Below are 18,388 nucleotides of genomic sequence, written 5' to 3'. Positions count from 1 at the left end.
GGTAGTTCGAACACTTGTTCTATACGCACACATGTTCTATAGTAGAGGTGCTTGCATCGAACTGAAATTGCAACTAGAATATAGTTGCAGAATGTGAGGCGGGATGACTCGATCCGATAAACTCATCGCCCAGCTGCTTAGCTGTCCTTCAACGTATAGATTTGCTGACTTTCTTAAAGTTATGGCTTCATATGGCTTTGAAATGGACAGCAAAGGCAAGACGTCCGGATCGCGCGTTCGCTTCTACAGGCCATCAGATGGCAGGATGTTCGTAATGCACGCGCCTCATCCATCTGACGAATTGACAGCGGGGACCATTCGAAACATCGTTCGCTTTCTGCAAGATGTCGGAGGTAGTCATGAGTAACGTTTTGGCATACAAGGGTTATTTCGCCCCGGTCGAGTTCGATGCCGAACAGCATGTGCTAACAGGTATGGTCGCCGGCATTAGGGACGCAATCGTATTTGAAGGCTCCACGGCTGAAGAAGTGGAGCAATGCTTCCACGACGCCGTCGACGATTACCTTGAGTTTTGCGCCGAGAAGGGCAAGGAACCCGAGCGGGCTTTTAAGGGCTCGTTCAACGTAAGAACGGGCTCTGAGCTCCACAAGCAAGCAGCGCTGGCAGCGGCAAAGAAGGGTGAGTCACTCAATAAGTTTGTGACTGAAGCGATCGCTGCGGCGCTGTGAAGCCAACGTCGAGTCGAAGCCGCCACACAGGGCGCCTTTGTGGCGGCTTCGACGTTTGCCCAGATAAAACCAGCCAAAATAAGCCTGTCACTTTTTGGCAGGTTTGCTAGAGGAGGTTGGGATGGACAAGGCTGAGTTGCGGCGGGCGGTGATTGCCCAGCGCGATGCTCTTGATTTGGACTTGCGGGCGGCGAAGTCTGCTGATATCTGTGCGCGGCTGGTTGAGCTGCTGGGCCGCTTAGATGCCGCGGCGCCGCGCATCGTTGCCGTCTATGCCGCGATGGGTTCCGAGGCAGACCCTGCCGCGTTTGCCGCTGCGGCCGCCGCGCGCGGCTGGCGCGTGGCCTATCCGTGCATGCTCTCGGCAACAGACACCGTGGCTTGTGGCCAGCGCATGTGTATGCGGGCAGTTGCCGCCGACGATGCGTCCGCGGCTCCGTTTATCGCCCACCCTACGCGGGCCTTTGCGGCCACGGACATCGACAGCAACCACTTCCCTATCGTGCCTGCCGAAGCTCTCGACATGATCGTCGTGCCGCTCGTGGCCTTCGACCAAACCGGCGCGCGCCTGGGCTACGGCGGCGGTTGCTACGACCGCTACCTGCCCATGCTCTCGCCCGCATGCCAAATCATCGGCATCGCCTTTGACGAGCAGCGTGTCGACCGCGTTCCCACCGACGCTCACGACCTGCCGCTACCCCACATCATCAGCGCCTAATCGCCGCCATATCAGCCACGGCTACAGCAGTACCATCACAGCCTAGTGCTCCTCGCCGGCGCGGGCCAGGTCGTAGGGCGTGGTCTGGTAGACGTAGTAGTTGAGCCAGTTGGTGTAGAACAGCTGAGCCTGGCTGCGCCAGACGTTACGCGGCTCGGCGGTGGGGTCGTCACCTGGGAAGTAATGCGCCGGCACCTGGGGGTTGAGCCCGCGCTTCACGTCGCGCTCGTACTCCAAGCGCAACGTGTCGGTATCGTACTCGGGATGGCCAAAGACAAAGAAGCGGCGGCTGTCGGTCGACTTGACGATGTACAAGCCCACCTCGTCGGACACGGCCACGACCTCAAGCTGCGGCTCGGCCTCCACGTCCTCGCGGCGCACATCGGTGTTGCGCGAATGCACGGCATAGAAACGGTCGTCGAAGCCGCGGACCAGCGGGCTTTGCGGCTTCACCAGATAATGCTCGAACACACCGCTCGCCTTTGCCGGCAGGTCGTACTTCTGGATACCGTAATGATGGTACAGGCCAGCCTGCGCGCCCCAACAAATGTGCAGCGTAGAGTGCACGTGCGTGGTGGACCAATCCATGATCTGGCAGAGCTCGGGCCAGTAGTCGACCTCTTCGAACGGCATCTGCTCCACCGGCGCGCCCGTGATGATCAGGCCGTCGTAGTGGATGTCGCGGATGTCGTCGAACGTGCGGTAGAACGTCTCCAAGTGGCCGGCGCTCACGTGCGTGGCCTCGTGCGTCTTGGTGCGCAGCAGGTCCACCTCCACCTGCAGCGGCGTGTTGGAGAGCTTGCGCATGATCTGCGTCTCGGTGGCAATCTTGGTGGGCATGAGGTTGAGGATGAGCACGCGCAGCGGACGGATGTCCTGGTGCAGCGCGCGGTACTCGGTCATGACAAAGATGTTCTCGCTCTCGAGCTGCGCGGCGGCAGGGAGGGCGTCGGGGATGCGAATGGGCATGGATGCTCCTTACGAGTCAGTTGCAGCTATGGTACAACGACCGGCCCCATCCGCGCGAGCACATCGCCCAGCGATGCCGTCAGCGGCCCAAATCACTCCAAAAGTAGAGATTAAGGCATGTCCAAAAATCTACGGCGCTTTAGCCTAGCAAAGTGGCAGCAGGACGCTACAATGGTTCGACGCGAAAAACTCGGCCGAAAGGATACGTATATGTACCAGACGCGTAAGATCGGTGTGGTCGGCCAGGGCCACGTAGGAGCACATGTCGCCAACAGCCTGCTCATGCAGGGCATTGCCGATGAGCTGTACCTGTGCGATATCAACGAGGCCAAAGTGACGTCCGAGGTCCAGGACCTGCGCGACTCCCTTTCGTTTGTCCCGTACAACACCAAGATCGTCAACTGCTACGACCACTACGAGGAGCTTGCCTGCTGCGACGTCATCGTCAACGCTGCCGGCAAGGTCGCGCTGGCCGCCGGCAACCGCGACGGCGAGCTGTTCTTTACCACCGACGCCGCCCGCTCCTTTGCCAAGCGCATCGTCGACGCCGGCTTTGACGGCATCTTCGTGAGCATCTCCAACCCCTGCGACGTCGTGTGCACCGAGCTGTGGCACCTGACCGGCTACGATCCCAAGAAGATCATCGGCTCGGGCTGCGGTCTGGACTCCGCCCGCTTGCGCACCGAGATCTCCAAGAAGGTCGGCGTGAGCCCCAAGTCCATCGACGCCTACATGATCGGCGAGCACGGCTTTAGCCAGCTTGCTGCCTTTAAGGCCGCAACCATCGCTGGCAAAAACCTCAACGAGCTTCAGGCCGAGAACCCCGACAAGTACGCCTTCGACCACATGGAGGTCGAGGAGCTTGCACGCAAGGGCGGCTATGTGACCTACCAGGGCAAGCAGTGCACCGAGTACGCCGTTGCCAACTCCGCCGCGCGCGTCTGCGCCGCCGTGCTGCACAACGAGCACGCCGTGCTTTCGGCCTCTACGCTTATGACCGGCCAGTATGGCGAGGAGGGTATCTTTACCTCCCTGCCGTGCGTGATCGGTGCCGAGGGCGTCGAGGAGGTCTACACACTCGACCTTTCCGAGCACGAGCTCGAGGGCTTCCACAAGAGCTGCCAGCACATCCGCGACAACATCGCCCAGCTCGACTGGTGGGATACCGAGGCCTACGACGCCAAGTAAGCCGCTGGCTGCCGCAACCTTGCGAATCTATGCGCGATACTAAGCGGGCCGCGCCGGAAACCCACCGGCGCGGCCCGCTTTTTGACTCACGCAGTGCCCCTGCGAATCGAAGGTGAATACTTTTCCCGTTACTTAGTACTGCTCGATGCCCATGTAGCGACGAATCTCAGGGCTGTGGTCGAACACCTTTCCGCGGGCGGCGCGCAGCTCGCAGCTCATGTTGTAGAAGAAGATCGGCTCCAGGTACGAACGCACGCTGGCGGGCACCTCGCCCACGCCGTACTCGAGTGCATCGAGCACCATTACCGTATCGGTATGCGTGTTGAGGAACGCCAGCGCGCGCTCCTCCATGGGGCGGCACTCGCCCGATCCGAGCTGCACAAAGTAGAACACGCCGGGCTCGGTGGCCTCGAAGGGGCCGTGGAAGTACTCGCCGGAGTGGATGTAGCAGCAGTGCTGCCACTGCATCTCCATGAGCGAGCAGATGGCCATGGCATAGGTCTGGCTAAAGTTGGGGCCGGAACCAAGGATATAGAAGAACTTGTGCTGCTGGCAGAGCTCGGCAAAGCGATCGCCCAGCTCGGCGTTGACCTTCTCGCGGGCGGCGGGCAGCAGCGCATCCATCTGCTTAAGGCCCTCGTACATGTCAGCGAGTGCCTCGTAGCCTTCCTGCTGGTCGAGCAGCTCGGCGGCGATCAGAGCGCCGATGCCCTGCGGCACCTCGACCTGTGACACGCCCTCGCCCCACGGATAGACCCAGGTGGTCCACTTGCCGTTATCGATCTTGGAGCCCTCGCAGTCGGTGAGGGCAACGACCTCGGCACCGGCCGCCAGCGCCATCTCGCAGCCGTCGACGACCTCTTGCGTGTTGCCGCTGTGGCTGCAGGCAATAACGAGCGACTTCGGCCCTAGGCTCTTGGGGGCCATCAGGCAAAACTCGCGTGCCGTGTAGACCGTCGAGGTAAACGTGGTGGCCTCGCGCTTGAGCAGCTCGTTGGCCGGCATCAGGTCGATCATCGAACCGCCGCAGGCGATCCAAAAGACGTTCTCAATCTTGCCCTTGCGCTCGATGATTTCCTGAATCAGATCGTGTGCGTTCATGGTGATGCCCCTTCTTGTGTGGCGGTTTTGAACGACTGCAGCTCGTACCTGCAGTCGTTCTATGTTGTCCTATTTATAGCACGCACGACGACGTCCGTGAAGCCATTCCACCAAACTTGTTCTATATTGTTCTATCTATGGACGTTAGATGTCGAAGACGTAGCGCGAGCCCACGATCTTTTGGCGGCCGAGCAGTAGAGGGCGCCCGTCAGCGTCGGTAAAGTAGGCCTCCATATAGAAGAGCGGCTCGCCGACCGGCACCTCCAACAGCGGGGCCGCCTGAGCATCGGCAAGCGCAATCTCCACGGTGCAAGGGTCGGACTTGAGCGGTGCACGGCCCGAATGCTCGGCAACGAGCGCAAAGATCGAGTTATCGGTGAGGTCCTTATCGGCAAGTGTCTGCAGATAGGGATGGTCAACCAGCACAAAGGCGTTGTTCTCGAGCATGACGGGGATGCCGTCGGCCGTGCGCACGCGCTCGACCACGATAAGCTCGCAGCCGGGCTCTACGCCAAAGAACGCCGCGTCCTCGCGCGTCGCCGCAACCACCGTGCGCGATACCAGGCGCGCACCCGGCACCATGTCGTTGGCAGCGCAACCCTCGGAAAAGCTCAGAACGTCACCCTTCTGGACAATCTTGCGCTTGAGCTTGGGCGCGCACACGAACGTGCCCCTCCCCTGCTGGCGGTTGAGATACCCCGCGCGCGACAGCTCCTCGATGGCGCGGCGCACGGTGATGCGTCCCACGCCGTAGTACTTCGCGAGCTCCATCTCGGAAGGAATGCGCGAGCCGAATGCGTACACGCCACGCGCGATCTCGCCCTTTAGGTCGTCCATAACCTGCTGGTACAGCGGCACAGCGGACACCTCAGTGCGCTCGGTTTTATCATCGGATGCCATCGTTATGCTCCATTCCGTGCATGCTCGGACTCAAACTCTTCAATCGCCGCCATAAACTGCTCGCCAAAGGCGTCGGCCTTTTTCTCGCCGATGCCGTTGACCTGGATAAGCTCGTCGCGCGTCTGTGGGCGTAGGCGGCACAGGCCGCGCAGGGCCTTGTCGGAAAAGACCATGTACGGCGCCATCTCCAGCTCGGTCGAGATCTCCTTGCGCAGGGCACGCAGGCGCTCGAACAACTCGGCATCGTCGCCCACGCGTGGGCGCTGATCCAGCTCGGCCTCCTCGCGCAGCAGATCGACGGCGCGGCGGGCGCGGGCCGAGGCCTTGCGCTTGGACGCGCGACGCTTAACGGTAAAGGCAAACGCCTCATCCTCGACCTCGACGGCACGCGGACCCAGCCCCACGACCGGGTACTGCCCCTGCGAGGTAGCCAGATAACCGCGGCCGCACAGCTGGCCGATGATGTCCTTGATGCGCCCGACCGATTCGCTCGACAGCTCACCGTAGCCACGGTCCTCGTCCAGATGCATCTGGCGAATGCGCTCGGTGTTGCCGCCGTGGAGCACGTCGGCGATCAGCGACTTGCCAAAGCGCATGGGTCGCGCGGCCACGTAGCGCACGGCGGCGCGGGCCATATCGGTGACGTCCTCGACCTCGAACTGCGTGAGGCAGTTGCTGCAGTTGCCGCAGCCCTCGGCGTCATCCGTGGCGGTGGCGCCCGCACCAGCCGCAGCAGCATGCTCGGCCGCGGCCTCGTCGCCAAAGTAGCGCAGCATGTATTCGCGCAGGCAGCCGGTAGTATTGCAGTAGCCCTCCATCTGGCTGAGCAGGCGGTAGCGGTTCTGGAGCGCCCATGCGCGCTGCTCGTCGTCGAGCGCCCCATCGGCAGCATCGCCGCGGTCGATCAGAAAGCGACGCATGCGAAAATCGTTGCCGTTCCACAGCAGGTGGCAGCTGGCCGGGTCGCCATCGCGGCCGGCTCGACCCGCCTCCTGGTAGTAGGCCTCGATGCTCTCGGGCACGTTGTTGTGGATCACGTAGCGCACGTTGGGCTTGTCGATGCCCATACCAAAGGCGTTGGTGGCAACCATCACCTGGATATCGTCGTCGATAAAGGCGCGCTGGCTTTGCCGGCGGGCGTCGTTGCCCATGCCGGCATGGTAGCGGCCAACGCGAATGCCGCTGGGGCCCAGTGCCTCGGCAAGCTCGCCTGCCAGCGCATCGACCGTCTTGCGGGTCGAGCAATACACGATGCCGCTCTCGCTCGAATGCGCGATCACGTAGTCACGCACCCACGCGGCCTTGGCCTTGTCGCCCATCTCCTCGCAGCCAAAGTAGAGGTTCTTGCGATCGAAGCCCGTCACCACCGTCGCGGGGTTTTGCAGGCCGAGCATCTGCTGAATATCCGCGCGCACGCGCTCGGTCGCCGTAGCGGTAAACGCCGCCACGATGGGGCGCTGCGGCAGGGAATCGATGAACTCACGAATCTGCAGATAGGCGGGACGGAAATCCTGGCCCCATTGGCTCACGCAGTGGGCCTCGTCAATGGCCACGAGCGGCACGCCAATGCCGCCGTCCGCCGCGGCCTCCCGCGCAAAGGCCAAAAAACGCGGCTCGAGCAAGCGCTCGGGCGCCACGTACATAAGCTGGTAGCGGCCCTCGCGCGCTCGCTTGAGCACGGTGTTTTGCTGGGCCGGAGTAAGGCTGGAGTTGAGATAGCTGGGTCGCGCACCCGCCGCGAGCAACGCACGGGTCTGGTCCTCCATAAGCGACAGCAGCGGACTCACCACAAAGGTGATGCCGGGCAGCATGAGCGCGGGCACCTGGTAGCAAATGGACTTGCCGGCGCCCGTGGGCATAACACCCAGCGCATCGCGACCGGCAAGAATCGCATCGACCATGCGGTCCTGCCCCGGGCGAAACGAGGTGTAGCCAAAATAGGCGCCGAGCGTGTCGAGCGCCATCTGCTGCATGCTATCGGTCATGGTTTCCTAACGTCCAAGTCATCTGCCGCCGATTATACGCCGCCACGCGGACAGCAGCACACGGCCGCCGCCCAGACTAGTCGTTTAAGAACGCCCCCAACGGCTAAGGAGTGTCCCCAGGTGCCGGCAGAAAAGGAACGTCCCCAAGTGCCGGCCCGGCAACGCCGATGTTTTGGCGCGGACAGCGAAAGCCCGCCAGAGCGAGCAAGGTGCCTTGAAACGAGGCGGCATTGACCTTCTGGTCATGCCGCCGAAGTTGAAAGGCAGATTGCCGCTCTGGCGGGCTTGCAGCGTCGAGCCGTTGCGCGGTTTGGAAAACCGCGCAACTAGAGCTACATGACCATAACGTAGCGCGATCCCACGTAGTACTGCTTACCCATCAGGACCGGCTCGCCATTGGGGCCCGTGAAGCCGGCACGCAGATTGAGCAGCGGATCGTGCGGAGCAATGCCCAGCTCGGCCGCCTGCTCGGTATTGGCACGAACGGCCTCGACCGTGCGGTAGCCAACCGAGACAATCGGCGTTCCGCCAACACGCTCGACCTCGGCAAAAATCGACTTGTCCTCAAGATCGGCCGTCAACAGCTCACGGTAGGCGTCAAACGGCACAAAGATGTTCTCCTCAAAGATGGGCTCGCCGTCGGCCGTACGCACGCGCTTGATATGCAGCAGCAGCGCATCCTTCTGCAGGCCAAAGAACTCCATCTCGTTTTGGCGCGCCGGAACGATCTGGCGATCGATCACGTGCGCACCGGCCTTCATGCCGTTGCCGGCACACAGCGCGGTAAACGTCTGCAGCGTCGAGGCGTGAAACTGGCGGTTGATGTGCGGCGTGGAGACAAAGGTGCCACGGCCCTGCTGCTTAACCAGGTAGCCATCGGAGCACAGCTCCTCGACGGCGCGGCGCACCGTAATACGGCTCACGTCGTACTGCTCGGCTAGCTCAAGCTCGGACGGAATACGCTCCTTGGGTGCATAAACACCTTTCTCGATCGCATCCTTGATTTCGTCGTAAATCTGCTGGTAAAGCGGTGCATTTTTGGGCGCAGGCATATCTAATCACTCTTATCGAAATATCGAAATAACTAATACGTATATAACGTCTAGTTTCATATTACCTCATAATGATAAAACGATACGCCCTCCCTACCAAAAAGCGACAGCTTCATTTTGGTAGGTTTTATCTGGGCAAACGAGAGCCTCTCGAAAGCAACGGGGCTTTCGGGGGGGCTCGTTCGGATGGGTTGCGCAGGACCGGCAAAATGCCAATACCCTACTTGCCGTCGTCCTGCTGCAGGCTGTCCTGTTCGCTGAGGCGCGCCTGCCTGCTGGCCATGCGTGCGGGCTTGTCGGGATCGGGAACGGCCGTGGGCATGGGCTCGTCGACATGACCACCCCACCAGCCGCCCACAAAGTTGAGCGTGTGGAACACATTGATCACGGCGCCGGGATCAACGTCGCACACCAGCTTGATAATGTCCTGGCTCTCGTAGGTCGAGACAACGGCGTGCAGCAGATACATCTTTTCGCGGCTATATCCGCCAATGACCTCGGCACAGCTAATGCCATGCTGAAAATGGTCAACATAGGCGGTCATGACCTCGTCTGCCTTGCGCGTCGTGATCTGCAGCGTCACGCGATCGTAGCGACGATAGAAACTGTCGATGGTCTTGGTCGAAATAAACTGGAACACGATGGAATACGCCGCCTTGTCCCAGCCAAACATAAAGCCAAAGATCGCCAGGATAAAGCAGTTGAAACCAAAGATGACGCCCCAGATGGTCTTGCCCGTGTGGTTGGAGACCCACAGCGCGATAAAGTCGGTGCCGCCGGTGGATGCGCCGGATTTAAGTGCGATGGCAGCGCCCAGACCCGAGACCACGCCGCCAAAAATGATGAGCATGATCTTGTCGCCCAAAAACGGCGCGAAGTGAAAGACGTTGAGAAACAGCGACGAGAGCACGACCTGCATCATCGAGAAGATGACGAAGCGCTTGCTAATGCCGCTCCAGCATAGGAGCGCCACGGGAATGTTGAGCGCGAGCATACCGAGCGAGATGTCGACGTGAACGCCGCCGAGCGAGGTAACGCGATCGAGCAGGACCGCGACGCCGGTAAGACCGCTCGGAAGCAGGTCGGCGGGCTGGATGAACGCCTGGATCAGAAATGTCTGGAGAACGGCGGAAATCGTGACCGCCACGGCAGTAATGGCGCGGCGGACGATGGTAAGGCGGCCGAGCACGAGCACGCGGTCCGTGAGCTGATCGATGGCGTTCGCCACGCGGGCTCCTTTCGAAGGCAAATCTGGTTGTGAGGCATGTCGGCGATTGTAGCACGGAGCATGCGGGGGCGCTTCAATTCACCCTCCCTCGACAACCAAAGCGGGACCAGCAACCCCACGACCAAAGGCCCAAATAACAAGTGAGTAGACTTTACGCGACCTGCAGAGCACACCCAAAACCGCCACCCCTGTGACCTGCGGTTTTACTAGAGCAGATGCGCTTTGTGCTCGTCTTGCACCAAAAAGTCTACTCACTTAGTCCGAATCGAAGCCAAACGGATCCAAATAGATGACAAATTAAGCCAATCCGCAGCAAAAGACGCGTGAATCAGTGCTTCTCGCGGCGGATTGACGCTACAAAGCGGCCAAAATGTCGGTCAGATTATCGATAACGGCATCGGCTCGCGATTGATTGAGGTTGACGCCCTCGTGCGGACGCAGCGCCAGGACACGGGCGCCGGAGCGCTTGCCGGCCTCGATGCCCAAAGGCGAGTCCTCGATAACCAGGCACTCGGTAGGCTCCACCCCCAGCGCCTCCATGGCACGCAGGTAAATCTCGGGGTCGGGCTTAAACGCACTGCACTCGTGACCGCTGATGGTGTAATCCAGCACGTCGGCGATACCGGCAATCTCCACCAGCTCGTCAATGAGCTCGCGATAGGACGAGCTCGCGATGGCGCACTTCACGCCGCGCTCGTGCAGCTCACGCATCACCGGCTCCGTCTGCTCGTTGAGCAGCTCGGCATACGGAACGGGATGGTCCGGGCTGTAGACCTGCTTGTACTCCACGCGCAGACGCTCGCGCAGCTCAACATCGTCGGGCACCAGCGACTTCCAAATGGCGGGCTCGTTAGACCCCGAAAGATCGGGAATCTCGTCAAAGTGGAACCCCTTCTCTTCCATAAACGCCACGCGGCGGCGGTTGTAGAACCACTCGGTATCGACCAACACGCCGTCCATGTCAAACAGCACTGCCTTAATCATACGCATCTCTCCTCCCACCTGCCAAAAAGGGACAGGTTTATTTTGGTAGGTTTTATCTGGGGTTTTATGACGCGACAGACACGCCCCCAAAGCAAAAAGGGGACGGGGCGCAAACCCCATCCCCTCTCAATCAACCCGTAAGGTCTACTTACTTGTGATTAGTAGGAAAGCTTCCACATGTAGCGACGCATGGTCAGCGGGTGCTGACGGGCCTCGGCGATCTGGTTGCCGTACTCGCGCATAACGGCGAGGTGCAGCAGCGGGTTGAAGTAGGTGACGACGCTCGCGGGCACGGCGTCAGCCAGGCCGTAGTCCTTGGAGTCGATCAGAGCGACCTTGGCGCCCATGCGCTTAAGGAAGGTGAGGGCGCGGGCGTCCATCGGACGGGTAGCGCCATCGGACATGAAGAAGACGTAGGGCTTACCCTCGGTGGAAACCTCGAACGGGCCGTGGAAGTACTCACCGGTGTTGTAGGCAGCGGCGTCAATCCACTGCATCTCGGTGAACAGGAAGGCAGCGTGAGAATAAGCCATCTTCTCGGAGGCACCGGAAGCCATGAAGTAGATCATCTTGTCGTCCTTGAAGTCCTCGGCGAACTTCTTGGCGAGTTTCTTGCAGGACTGAGCGGCGTTCTCGCAGAGCTCGAAGACGTTGGTGAGGCCGGTGATCATGTCCTCGTAGTGGTCATAACCCTCGGTCTGCTGAAGGATCTCGACAGCAAGAGCGATGGCATAGCCAGGCTTCTCGCACTTGGCAGCGAAGTTGGCGTGGAAGCCGTGAACGATGACGTAGTCAGCGTCGACGGTCAGAGCGGAGCCAGCCTTGTTGGTAAGGGAGACGACCGGGCAGTTGTGCTTCTTGGCGGTCTTGTTGGCCTCGACGGTCTCGGGCGTGGAGCCACCGAGGGAGCAAGTGATCACGAAGGTGTGCTCGTTGACCCAGGAAGGCGTATCGTAGTTGAACTCGTTAGCGGTGAAGATCTGAACGTTCAGCTTGTCCGTGTTGTTGGCCAGGAAGTACTTGGCGGGGTAAAGGTCGGACATGGAGGCACCGCAGCCGACGAAGGCGACGCTGTGGATCTCGTGGTTGGACAGGACGTCAGCGACGATCTGCTTAGGGAGGTTAAGGTCGATCTCGTACATCTGACACATTCCTTTCAATTTTTGCGGCGCCACATTGCCGGGCGCTCGCAGGGTTACCGTGATTTGGACCGAGTCGCCGGTCCGTTGAGGATGTGTCAAAGGAACTGTCCCTTTGACACATTTAGGGATGGAAGCCTGCCTGGGGTATGGGATGCCAGGCAGGCCCCCGGGGGAAAGCGGTTAGGCGCTTAGTCGCGACTAGGCCAGGATGCCGACCGCGGAGAGGGCGATGCCGCCCACAATGGCGATCACGAGAAGCCAACCGGTGTTGACGTTCTTCTTGATGAGCCAGTACATAAGGCCGGTGAGGCCAAGGGAGATCATCTGGGGCATCATGCTGTCCAGGATGTCCTGGATCACGACGGTGCCGTCAGCGAACTGCAGCGGGGTGGTGGCGCCGATCAGCGTGGCGATCATGCCGCCCACGGACATAAGACCCACGATTCCGCAGACATACATGAGCTTCTCCATGAGGTCGCCGCCCTGAAGCTTGCTCAGGTACTCGTGGCCGCCCTGATATCCCATCTTGGCTGCGAACCAAGTGATCAGCACGGAGGGGACGATGGAGATGAGAAGGGCCAGGATCGGGCCCATGATGGAGCCCTGCTGAGCCAGCTGAACGCCCAAGCCAAAGGCGATAACGCGGATGGTGCCCTGGAAGAAGGAGTCACCGATGCCGGAAAGCGGGCCCATAAGGGAGGTCTTGACCGCGTTAATCGAATCGGGGTTGAAGTTCTCGGGATCCTTGGCGTACTCCTCCTCCATGGAGGCGGCGAGGCCCAGGATGAAAGCGCTCGTCTGCGGGGTGCAGTTGTAGAACGCCATGTGACGGTGGTAAGCCTCTTTCTTAGCAGCAAGCTGCTTGGGGTCGGACTCGTCCGGATAGAGGCGATCGAGCGTGGGAACCATACCGTAGAGGAAGCCCATGTTCATCTGACGCTCGTAGTTCCAAGAGGCCTGGATGGCCCAGGAGCGCCAGAAGAACTGGCTGACCTTCTTGTTCAGGGACACGTCCTTGGTTGCGGTTGCCATAGTGTGTTCCTCCTTAGTCTTCGTCGTCTTCGAGCGGATCGTAGTCGGAATCGACACCGGCGGCTACATGGGAACCGTTGAACTTGAAGCCCATGAAGACGACAGCCAGGCACACACCGATCAGGGCGACCGCGATGACGGACAGGTTGAGGTAAGCGGCGAGCAGGAAACCGATGAACAGGAACGGAGTCATACCCTTCTTGATCATCATGGTGAGCAGCAGGGCCAAGCCGTAGGCGGTCATGATCTTGGTCGAAACGTTAAGACCAGTGGACAGCCACTCGGGAACCATGTTGACGATGGCCTGAACCAGGTCAGTGCCAACAAAGACGGCGAGGAAGATCGGCAGGAAGTACATGATGGCGTACAAACCGGAGCCGGCGCAGATGTGCATACGGTAGGCGGTCTTGAACTTTCCGTTATCAATCGCGTTATCTGCCACATGGGTGAGGACGGCGATGATGGAACGGAACACGATGCCGAGGAGCTGACCCAGGACGGCGACCGGGATGGCGATCGTCATGGCGGTCTCGGCGGAAGCGTCGGTCAGGCACGCAAAGGCAGCGGCCACGATGCCGCCCAGGACCATATCGGGCGGAACGGCGGCGCCGACCTGCACCAGGCCCATGGACACGAGCTCGACGGCGGCACCGACGGCAAGGCCGGTGGGCACATCGCCCAGCAGCAGACCGACGAGCGTAGCGCCAACGAGGGGCTGCTCGAAGTTAAGACGACCGAGCAGGCGGGAGTCCCACATGCAGAACACGCCGACGAGGCCGACGAGCACCGCACTGATGAACGTATTCATACCCTTCTCCTTTCAGTCAGGCAAAAGCCTGGTTGATTACAGCTTGGCGTCGATGTCGACGCTCTGATACGTAGGGGTCTGCTGGACGTAGAGCTTGATGCCCATGTCGAGCAGTTGGTTGACGTCGGCCTTCTGGTTGGCGTCGAGGAAGACGGAGCTGTCCTTGCCGCCGACCTGATCGGCACCGTCGTGGTTGGCGGTGGCGCCCAGGTTGATGGCGTCGAGCTTGTAGCCCTGGCAGAACTGCAGCATCTCGGCAGTGTTGCCAAAGACGAACATGACGCGCTCGCCGAGGGTGTTGAGCTTGTCCATCTTGGCGAGGGCACGCTCGACGGTGAAGACGTTCAGGCGCACGCCCTGGGGCTTGGCCAGCTTAAGAGCGCCCTTCTTGATGTCATCGTTGGCGGCGGCGTTGTCGACGACGATGATGCGCTCGGCCTGAACCTTGGTGGTCCAGGTAAAGACGACCTGGCCGTGCAGCAGACGGTAGTCAAGACGTGCGAGGACGATCTTGGCGGGACCGGAGCTGTGACGGGACGCCTTGGCCTTCTTGGCGGGAGCCGCGGCAGCCTCGACCGGTGCGTTGGGGTTGGTCAGACCGGTGCGGGCCTCGTTGATGAGGGCTGCGAGCTCGGCACCCTTGACGGGGACGGGGCTCATAGCGAGCGTGAGCGCCAGCGGGATGTTGAAACCGCTGACAACCGTGAACTTCGTGCCGTTCTTGGAAAGCTCGACCATGTTGTTGTTGACCGAGCTGCCGAGCATATCGGTCAGAACATAGACGGTGTCGTCCGCGTTGAACGTGGCGATCATAGCCTCAACCTTATTGGTGATGGGCTCCTTGTCGTCACGAGCAAGCGACACGACGTGGACGTTCGACACGTCGCCGAGAACCATCTCGAGCGTGTCTTTGGCGCCTGCGGCCAGGCCGCCATGAGATGCGAGAATGATCTGATTCATCTTGCCTCCTCCTTTTCGTTATGGTCATTATAACGTCTTATACGTTGCTTATATTGCTAATTAGTATTAAGACCGTTCGCGGGTGAAAATCGACCGTTGACGGGTTTAACGTACTCGAAACGTTTGGCTAGGTAGGCCGGCGCTAGCTGGATAACCCCAGGTCAGACCCTGCGCGCAATCCCCTATCGCACGAAGTACCAGGGGCTTTCCTGTACGGTGGGTTCCAGCGCGATGCCGGTGCGTTCCTTAAACAGATCCATGTCCTGCGATTTCTCCGTCCACCACGCATTGGGCTTAAAGGTCATGCTCTCAACGACATGACCGACAAACACACTGTTGCGCAGCCTGGAGAAGTCGGTGTTCATAATCAGGATGGACGCGAGCACCAGCACAATGCCCAGGACCTTGATCGCGCCGGCGGGCTCGGCATAGACACCAATGCCCACCAGTACGGTGACGACCGTCTCGAATGACATTACGACGGGAACTTTCGACGTCTCGAGCCCCATGGACAGACCCTGCATATATAAGATGTAGGCCACGGCTGTGGGGATGAGTCCAAAGCCAAGGAACAACAGCAGCAGCTGTGGCGACATTGCCGCGGTGACATCCGGCCACGGAGCCGCGATAGCTGCCATAACCGCACCGCCAAAAACAAAGCCCCAAAACGTGACAGCCAGCGGGTGGACCGTCTTGGTTGCTATTCGGCTAAACACCGCGAGCGACGCACCACAAAGGCCTGCAATCACGCCCGACGTGACGCCCCAAACCGAAAAATGAAAACCGGAAAGGTCGCCATTGGTCACCGCAAGCACGCAGCCAACGATGTTAAAGACAATGGCAACGAGCTTGTTAGGGGTCACGTCCTCGCGATAAAGCACGCGGCCGAGCGCGACGCCAAACACCGGCGAGGTGTAGAGCAGCACCGAGGCCGTGGACATGCCCACCTCGCCCATGCACTCGTAATAGCAGGTGTTAGCGGCGGCCAAACCGACGATACCGACAAGTGCGCAGGGAACAAGCTCTTTAGGGCTTGCCTTGAACAGGGCCAGCGGACCCTGAGCCACGGTAGACCCCTCACCCGGACGGCAGCCCATAAACATCAGAACCGGCGCCAAGATAAGCGCTCCGACCAACAAGCGAAAGGCCGCCATGCTCTGGGACGAAACGCCCATGGCCGCAATGCCGTTTACAAAGATTCCGATGCTGCCCCACATAAGCGCGGCGATCAGCACCAGCACATAGCCCAGATTGCTTTTCTTCAACGCAGCCTCCTCGGTATTGTTTCCAATATGTTTCACACTACGTTATAGTCGTTATATACATTTTTCAAGACACAAATCGGCGAGCGGAAAAATCTGCTCTACCGCTACAACCCATTGGTGCAAAGGGGTCAGGTTCATATGCGCCAACTTGGTGCAAAGTAACCTGTCCCCAATGACTAGGACTGTCCCCAAGTGCCGAACGTCTCCAAGTGCCGCATCTGGGCCAAGGCGACGCCGATGCTTTGGCAACGCCAGCGAAAACCCACCTGAGCGAGCAAGGTGCCTTGAAGCGAAGCGGCATTGACCTTCTGGTCATGCCGCTGAAGCTGAAAGGCAGATTGCCGCTCAGGTGGGTTTGCAGCGTCGAGCCGTTACGGCGTTTGGTAAAACCGCGTAACTAATACTCAAGCTTCCACATGTAGCGGCGCGTCATGTAGTCCTTGTGCGTGACGGCAGAGAGCGCGCGCATGTACACATTGTTGAGGATCGGGGCGAAGATCAGGTGGTTGAAGTACTCGCTCACGCTGTCCTTGATGTCGTTGAGGCCGAGCTCCTTGGCGTCGAGCTGATAGACGCGCTCGCCACCGTACTGGTTGACGAAGCGGATGCCGCGCTCGTCGTTGCAGCGGCTGCGGCCGACGCTGATGAGCTGGAACAGCGAGGTACGCTTGTCCAGGATCTCGAAGGGACCGTGGAAGAAGTCGCAGGTGTTGATGGTGCAGGAGTCAATCTGCAGCATCTCCTGCACGTTGCAGATGCTAAAGACGTAGGCGGCACCAAAGAGCGGACCCTGAGCCATGACGTTGATGCAGGGCTTGTCGGCGTTCTGCTCGGCCCACTTGGCAGCAAGCGGACGGGTGTACTCGACGGCCTTGCGATAGATGGGGTCGACCAAGTCGAACGCGGCCATAGCGGTCTCGTACTCGGCATAGCCCTCGGTCTGCTGCGTAAGCTCCATGGCGATCATGGTCACGACGGCGGAGTTGGTGCGGCCCATGCAGGACTCGTCGACGGCCAAGCTGTCGTACTGGATCTTGTAGTCGCAGACCTCGGTGAGGCCGGACTCGTCAACATAGATGGCGATGGTGCTGGCGCCGTGGTCCTTGGCGACCTGGGCGGCGACGATGGTCTCCTTGGTGCCGCGCATGGACACGACGACGGCCAGGGTGTTCTCGTTAACGTAGGCGGGGGTTGCGTGCACGAACTCGTTGCTGGTGTAGCTGGAGCTCACGACCTGCGTGGCCTCGTGCTCCATAAAGTACTGGGCAGGATAGTTGCCGCCGTTGGATCCGCCGGCGCCAATCCACACGACGCGCTTGATGCCGCCCTTGTCTGCCTTGTCAGCCAAAACCTGGGAGACGACATCCTTAACCTGTTCCTGAGTAGTCATCGTGCATCAGCCTTTCTTCTCGTTTGATGCTCTCGATGGCATACAAGTTACATACATGTTTTGGTTATGTCGACTAGTTGTATGCTATATTTGACTTAGAAATTCTGCTGGTAAGGTTTTCGACTTCTCGTTACCAGCAGTTTTGTTGTTGTATTGAATACATGCTTGATTAGACTCGCATACAAGTTAGATACAGGTTGATCACATGAACGCTTCGTCTAAAAAGAAACTGAGCCAATACGAGCGCTTGGCGGGCATGTTGCGTGACCGCATCGCCGCCGGTATCTACGCACGCGGAGACAAGCTGCCGTCCGAGATGGAACTCATGGACGAATCGGGGCTGTCGCGCAGCACCGTGCGCCACGCCCTTAAGGTACTCGTTGATGAGGGCCTGGTGCGCACCGAGCGCGGGCGCGGCGCCTTTGTGGCCGACACGCCCGCGCTCCACGAAAACAACCTGGTGTTTTCGAGCTATACCAAGCAGGTCGAAGGCCAGGGCATGAAGCCCACCACGCGCACGGTGGACTCGGGCTTTACCAAGGCGGGCGGCAGCATAGCTAAGTTCTTTGATGCCGCCGTGGGCAGCAAGCTCGTCAAACTTGTCCGCCTGCGTTATCTGGACGATGCGCCGCTGTGCCTGGAGACCACCTACCTGCCGCCAAGCTTCGAGTCGCTCATCGACCGCGATATCAACGGTTCGCTCTACGCGACGCTGCGCCAAGAATTCCATCGCGCGCCAGCACAGGGACATAAGACCTTTGAGGTGTGCTATGCCTCGCAAAACGAGGCGTTTTTGCTCAACGTCGAGCGCGGGCAGGCGCTGATCCTGATCACCGACTACGTCTACGACACCGACGGCCGACCGCTCCATGTCTCTAAGCGCATCCAACGCACCGACCGCGCCAAATACACCGAGCCCATCGGCTAACCTGCCAAAACCACCGCAAAGGGGACAGTGAACTGCGCCCCGAAACTTG

General features: G+C 60.0%; 17 protein-coding genes. 4 read left to right on the top strand and 13 right to left on the bottom strand.

Annotated elements, in window-relative coordinates; genetic code table 11:
• The first annotated feature begins 359 nt into the window (after positions 1–359).
• Positions 360–689 (top strand): type II toxin-antitoxin system HicB family antitoxin, encoded by a 330-nt coding sequence (locus tag AAAX36_RS08135; RefSeq protein ID WP_022094981.1) that lies wholly within the window; start codon positions 360–362, stop codon positions 687–689.
• A 121-nt stretch (positions 690–810) separates the two neighbouring features.
• Complete coding sequence (locus AAAX36_RS08130; RefSeq protein WP_052043998.1) at positions 811–1,407, top strand: 5-formyltetrahydrofolate cyclo-ligase; 597 nt, start codon at positions 811–813, stop codon at positions 1,405–1,407.
• Between the two features lie 42 nt (positions 1,408–1,449).
• Here AAAX36_RS08130 and metA read toward each other — a convergent pair whose 3' ends face one another.
• On the bottom strand, positions 1,450–2,376 hold the full coding sequence (metA, locus tag AAAX36_RS08125; RefSeq protein WP_006235124.1) for a homoserine O-succinyltransferase: 927 nt from the start codon (positions 2,374–2,376) through the stop codon (positions 1,450–1,452).
• A gap of 210 nt (positions 2,377–2,586) precedes the next feature.
• On the opposite strand from metA, the gene AAAX36_RS08120 reads away from it, so the two are divergent.
• Entirely contained in the window at positions 2,587–3,564 is a 978-nt protein-coding gene (locus AAAX36_RS08120) for an L-lactate dehydrogenase (protein WP_117877461.1), read from the top strand.
• A gap of 132 nt (positions 3,565–3,696) precedes the next feature.
• Here AAAX36_RS08120 and AAAX36_RS08115 read toward each other — a convergent pair whose 3' ends face one another.
• From AAAX36_RS08115 to AAAX36_RS08060, 12 genes are all read right to left on the bottom strand, one after another.
• Positions 3,697–4,665, bottom strand: a complete 969-nt coding sequence (locus AAAX36_RS08115; protein ID WP_349075017.1) for an SIS domain-containing protein — start codon at positions 4,663–4,665, stop codon at positions 3,697–3,699.
• Between the two features lie 144 nt (positions 4,666–4,809).
• Complete coding sequence (locus AAAX36_RS08110) at positions 4,810–5,565, bottom strand: GntR family transcriptional regulator (RefSeq protein ID WP_349075015.1); 756 nt, start codon at positions 5,563–5,565, stop codon at positions 4,810–4,812.
• A gap of 2 nt (positions 5,566–5,567) precedes the next feature.
• Entirely contained in the window at positions 5,568–7,550 is a 1,983-nt protein-coding gene (locus AAAX36_RS08105) for an ATP-dependent DNA helicase RecQ (RefSeq protein WP_349075014.1), read from the bottom strand.
• 332 nt (positions 7,551–7,882) lie between these two features.
• Complete coding sequence (locus AAAX36_RS08100; RefSeq protein ID WP_055310102.1) at positions 7,883–8,602, bottom strand: GntR family transcriptional regulator; 720 nt, start codon at positions 8,600–8,602, stop codon at positions 7,883–7,885.
• Between the two features lie 220 nt (positions 8,603–8,822).
• A complete protein-coding gene (locus AAAX36_RS08095) occupies positions 8,823–9,830 on the bottom strand; it encodes a YitT family protein (RefSeq protein WP_195543786.1) in 1,008 nt (335 codons plus the stop codon).
• Positions 9,831–10,184: 354 nt separating this feature from the next.
• Complete coding sequence (locus AAAX36_RS08090; protein WP_349075012.1) at positions 10,185–10,814, bottom strand: HAD family phosphatase; 630 nt, start codon at positions 10,812–10,814, stop codon at positions 10,185–10,187.
• 158 nt (positions 10,815–10,972) lie between these two features.
• Positions 10,973–11,956 (bottom strand): SIS domain-containing protein, encoded by a 984-nt coding sequence (locus AAAX36_RS08085; RefSeq protein WP_035136781.1) that lies wholly within the window; start codon positions 11,954–11,956, stop codon positions 10,973–10,975.
• Between the two features lie 198 nt (positions 11,957–12,154).
• Positions 12,155–12,988 carry a PTS system mannose/fructose/sorbose family transporter subunit IID gene (locus AAAX36_RS08080; RefSeq protein WP_161115155.1) on the bottom strand — a complete coding sequence of 278 codons (834 nt, stop codon included), beginning with the start codon at positions 12,986–12,988 and terminating at the stop codon, positions 12,155–12,157.
• A gap of 13 nt (positions 12,989–13,001) precedes the next feature.
• Positions 13,002–13,796 carry a PTS sugar transporter subunit IIC gene (locus AAAX36_RS08075; RefSeq protein ID WP_349075010.1) on the bottom strand — a complete coding sequence of 265 codons (795 nt, stop codon included), beginning with the start codon at positions 13,794–13,796 and terminating at the stop codon, positions 13,002–13,004.
• Between the two features lie 36 nt (positions 13,797–13,832).
• The gene (locus AAAX36_RS08070; RefSeq protein WP_195445098.1) at positions 13,833–14,756 is read right to left on the bottom strand and encodes a PTS mannose/fructose/sorbose transporter subunit IIAB; all 924 of its coding nucleotides are present in this window, start codon (positions 14,754–14,756) and stop codon (positions 13,833–13,835) included.
• Between the two features lie 182 nt (positions 14,757–14,938).
• On the bottom strand, positions 14,939–16,021 hold the full coding sequence (locus tag AAAX36_RS08065; RefSeq protein WP_196026340.1) for a DMT family transporter: 1,083 nt from the start codon (positions 16,019–16,021) through the stop codon (positions 14,939–14,941).
• 397 nt (positions 16,022–16,418) lie between these two features.
• A complete protein-coding gene (locus tag AAAX36_RS08060; protein WP_118226093.1) occupies positions 16,419–17,411 on the bottom strand; it encodes an SIS domain-containing protein in 993 nt (330 codons plus the stop codon).
• 205 nt (positions 17,412–17,616) lie between these two features.
• Between AAAX36_RS08060 and AAAX36_RS08055 the strand changes: the two genes are divergently transcribed.
• On the top strand, positions 17,617–18,339 hold the full coding sequence (locus AAAX36_RS08055; protein ID WP_161145298.1) for a GntR family transcriptional regulator: 723 nt from the start codon (positions 17,617–17,619) through the stop codon (positions 18,337–18,339).
• Positions 18,340–18,388: the final 49 nt, after the last annotated feature.

The organism is Collinsella sp. CLA-ER-H10 (assembly GCF_040092475.1).
Classification (GTDB): domain Bacteria; phylum Actinomycetota; class Coriobacteriia; order Coriobacteriales; family Coriobacteriaceae; genus Collinsella.
Note: the sequence above shows the minus strand (reverse complement) of the source record. Positions and strands in the feature narration are given on the sequence as shown.

What these genes read in the sequence shown, in the direction of transcription:
- AAAX36_RS08135 (WP_022094981.1), top strand. Translation starts at nt 360, where the DNA reads ATGAGTAACGTTTTGGCATACAAGGGTTATTTCGCCCCGGTCGAGTTC.
- AAAX36_RS08130 (WP_052043998.1), top strand. Translation starts at nt 811, where the DNA reads ATGGACAAGGCTGAGTTGCGGCGGGCGGTGATTGCCCAGCGCGATGCT.
- metA (WP_006235124.1), bottom strand. Translation starts at nt 2,376, where the DNA reads ATGCCCATTCGCATCCCCGACGCCCTCCCTGCCGCCGCGCAGCTCGAG.
- AAAX36_RS08120 (WP_117877461.1), top strand. Translation starts at nt 2,587, where the DNA reads ATGTACCAGACGCGTAAGATCGGTGTGGTCGGCCAGGGCCACGTAGGA.
- AAAX36_RS08115 (WP_349075017.1), bottom strand. Translation starts at nt 4,665, where the DNA reads ATGAACGCACACGATCTGATTCAGGAAATCATCGAGCGCAAGGGCAAG.
- AAAX36_RS08110 (WP_349075015.1), bottom strand. Translation starts at nt 5,565, where the DNA reads ATGGCATCCGATGATAAAACCGAGCGCACTGAGGTGTCCGCTGTGCCG.
- AAAX36_RS08105 (WP_349075014.1), bottom strand. Translation starts at nt 7,550, where the DNA reads ATGACCGATAGCATGCAGCAGATGGCGCTCGACACGCTCGGCGCCTAT.
- AAAX36_RS08100 (WP_055310102.1), bottom strand. Translation starts at nt 8,602, where the DNA reads ATGCCTGCGCCCAAAAATGCACCGCTTTACCAGCAGATTTACGACGAA.
- AAAX36_RS08090 (WP_349075012.1), bottom strand. Translation starts at nt 10,814, where the DNA reads ATGATTAAGGCAGTGCTGTTTGACATGGACGGCGTGTTGGTCGATACC.
- AAAX36_RS08085 (WP_035136781.1), bottom strand. Translation starts at nt 11,956, where the DNA reads ATGTACGAGATCGACCTTAACCTCCCTAAGCAGATCGTCGCTGACGTC.
- AAAX36_RS08080 (WP_161115155.1), bottom strand. Translation starts at nt 12,988, where the DNA reads ATGGCAACCGCAACCAAGGACGTGTCCCTGAACAAGAAGGTCAGCCAG.
- AAAX36_RS08075 (WP_349075010.1), bottom strand. Translation starts at nt 13,796, where the DNA reads ATGAATACGTTCATCAGTGCGGTGCTCGTCGGCCTCGTCGGCGTGTTC.
- AAAX36_RS08070 (WP_195445098.1), bottom strand. Translation starts at nt 14,756, where the DNA reads ATGAATCAGATCATTCTCGCATCTCATGGCGGCCTGGCCGCAGGCGCC.
- AAAX36_RS08060 (WP_118226093.1), bottom strand. Translation starts at nt 17,411, where the DNA reads ATGACTACTCAGGAACAGGTTAAGGATGTCGTCTCCCAGGTTTTGGCT.
- AAAX36_RS08055 (WP_161145298.1), top strand. Translation starts at nt 17,617, where the DNA reads ATGAACGCTTCGTCTAAAAAGAAACTGAGCCAATACGAGCGCTTGGCG.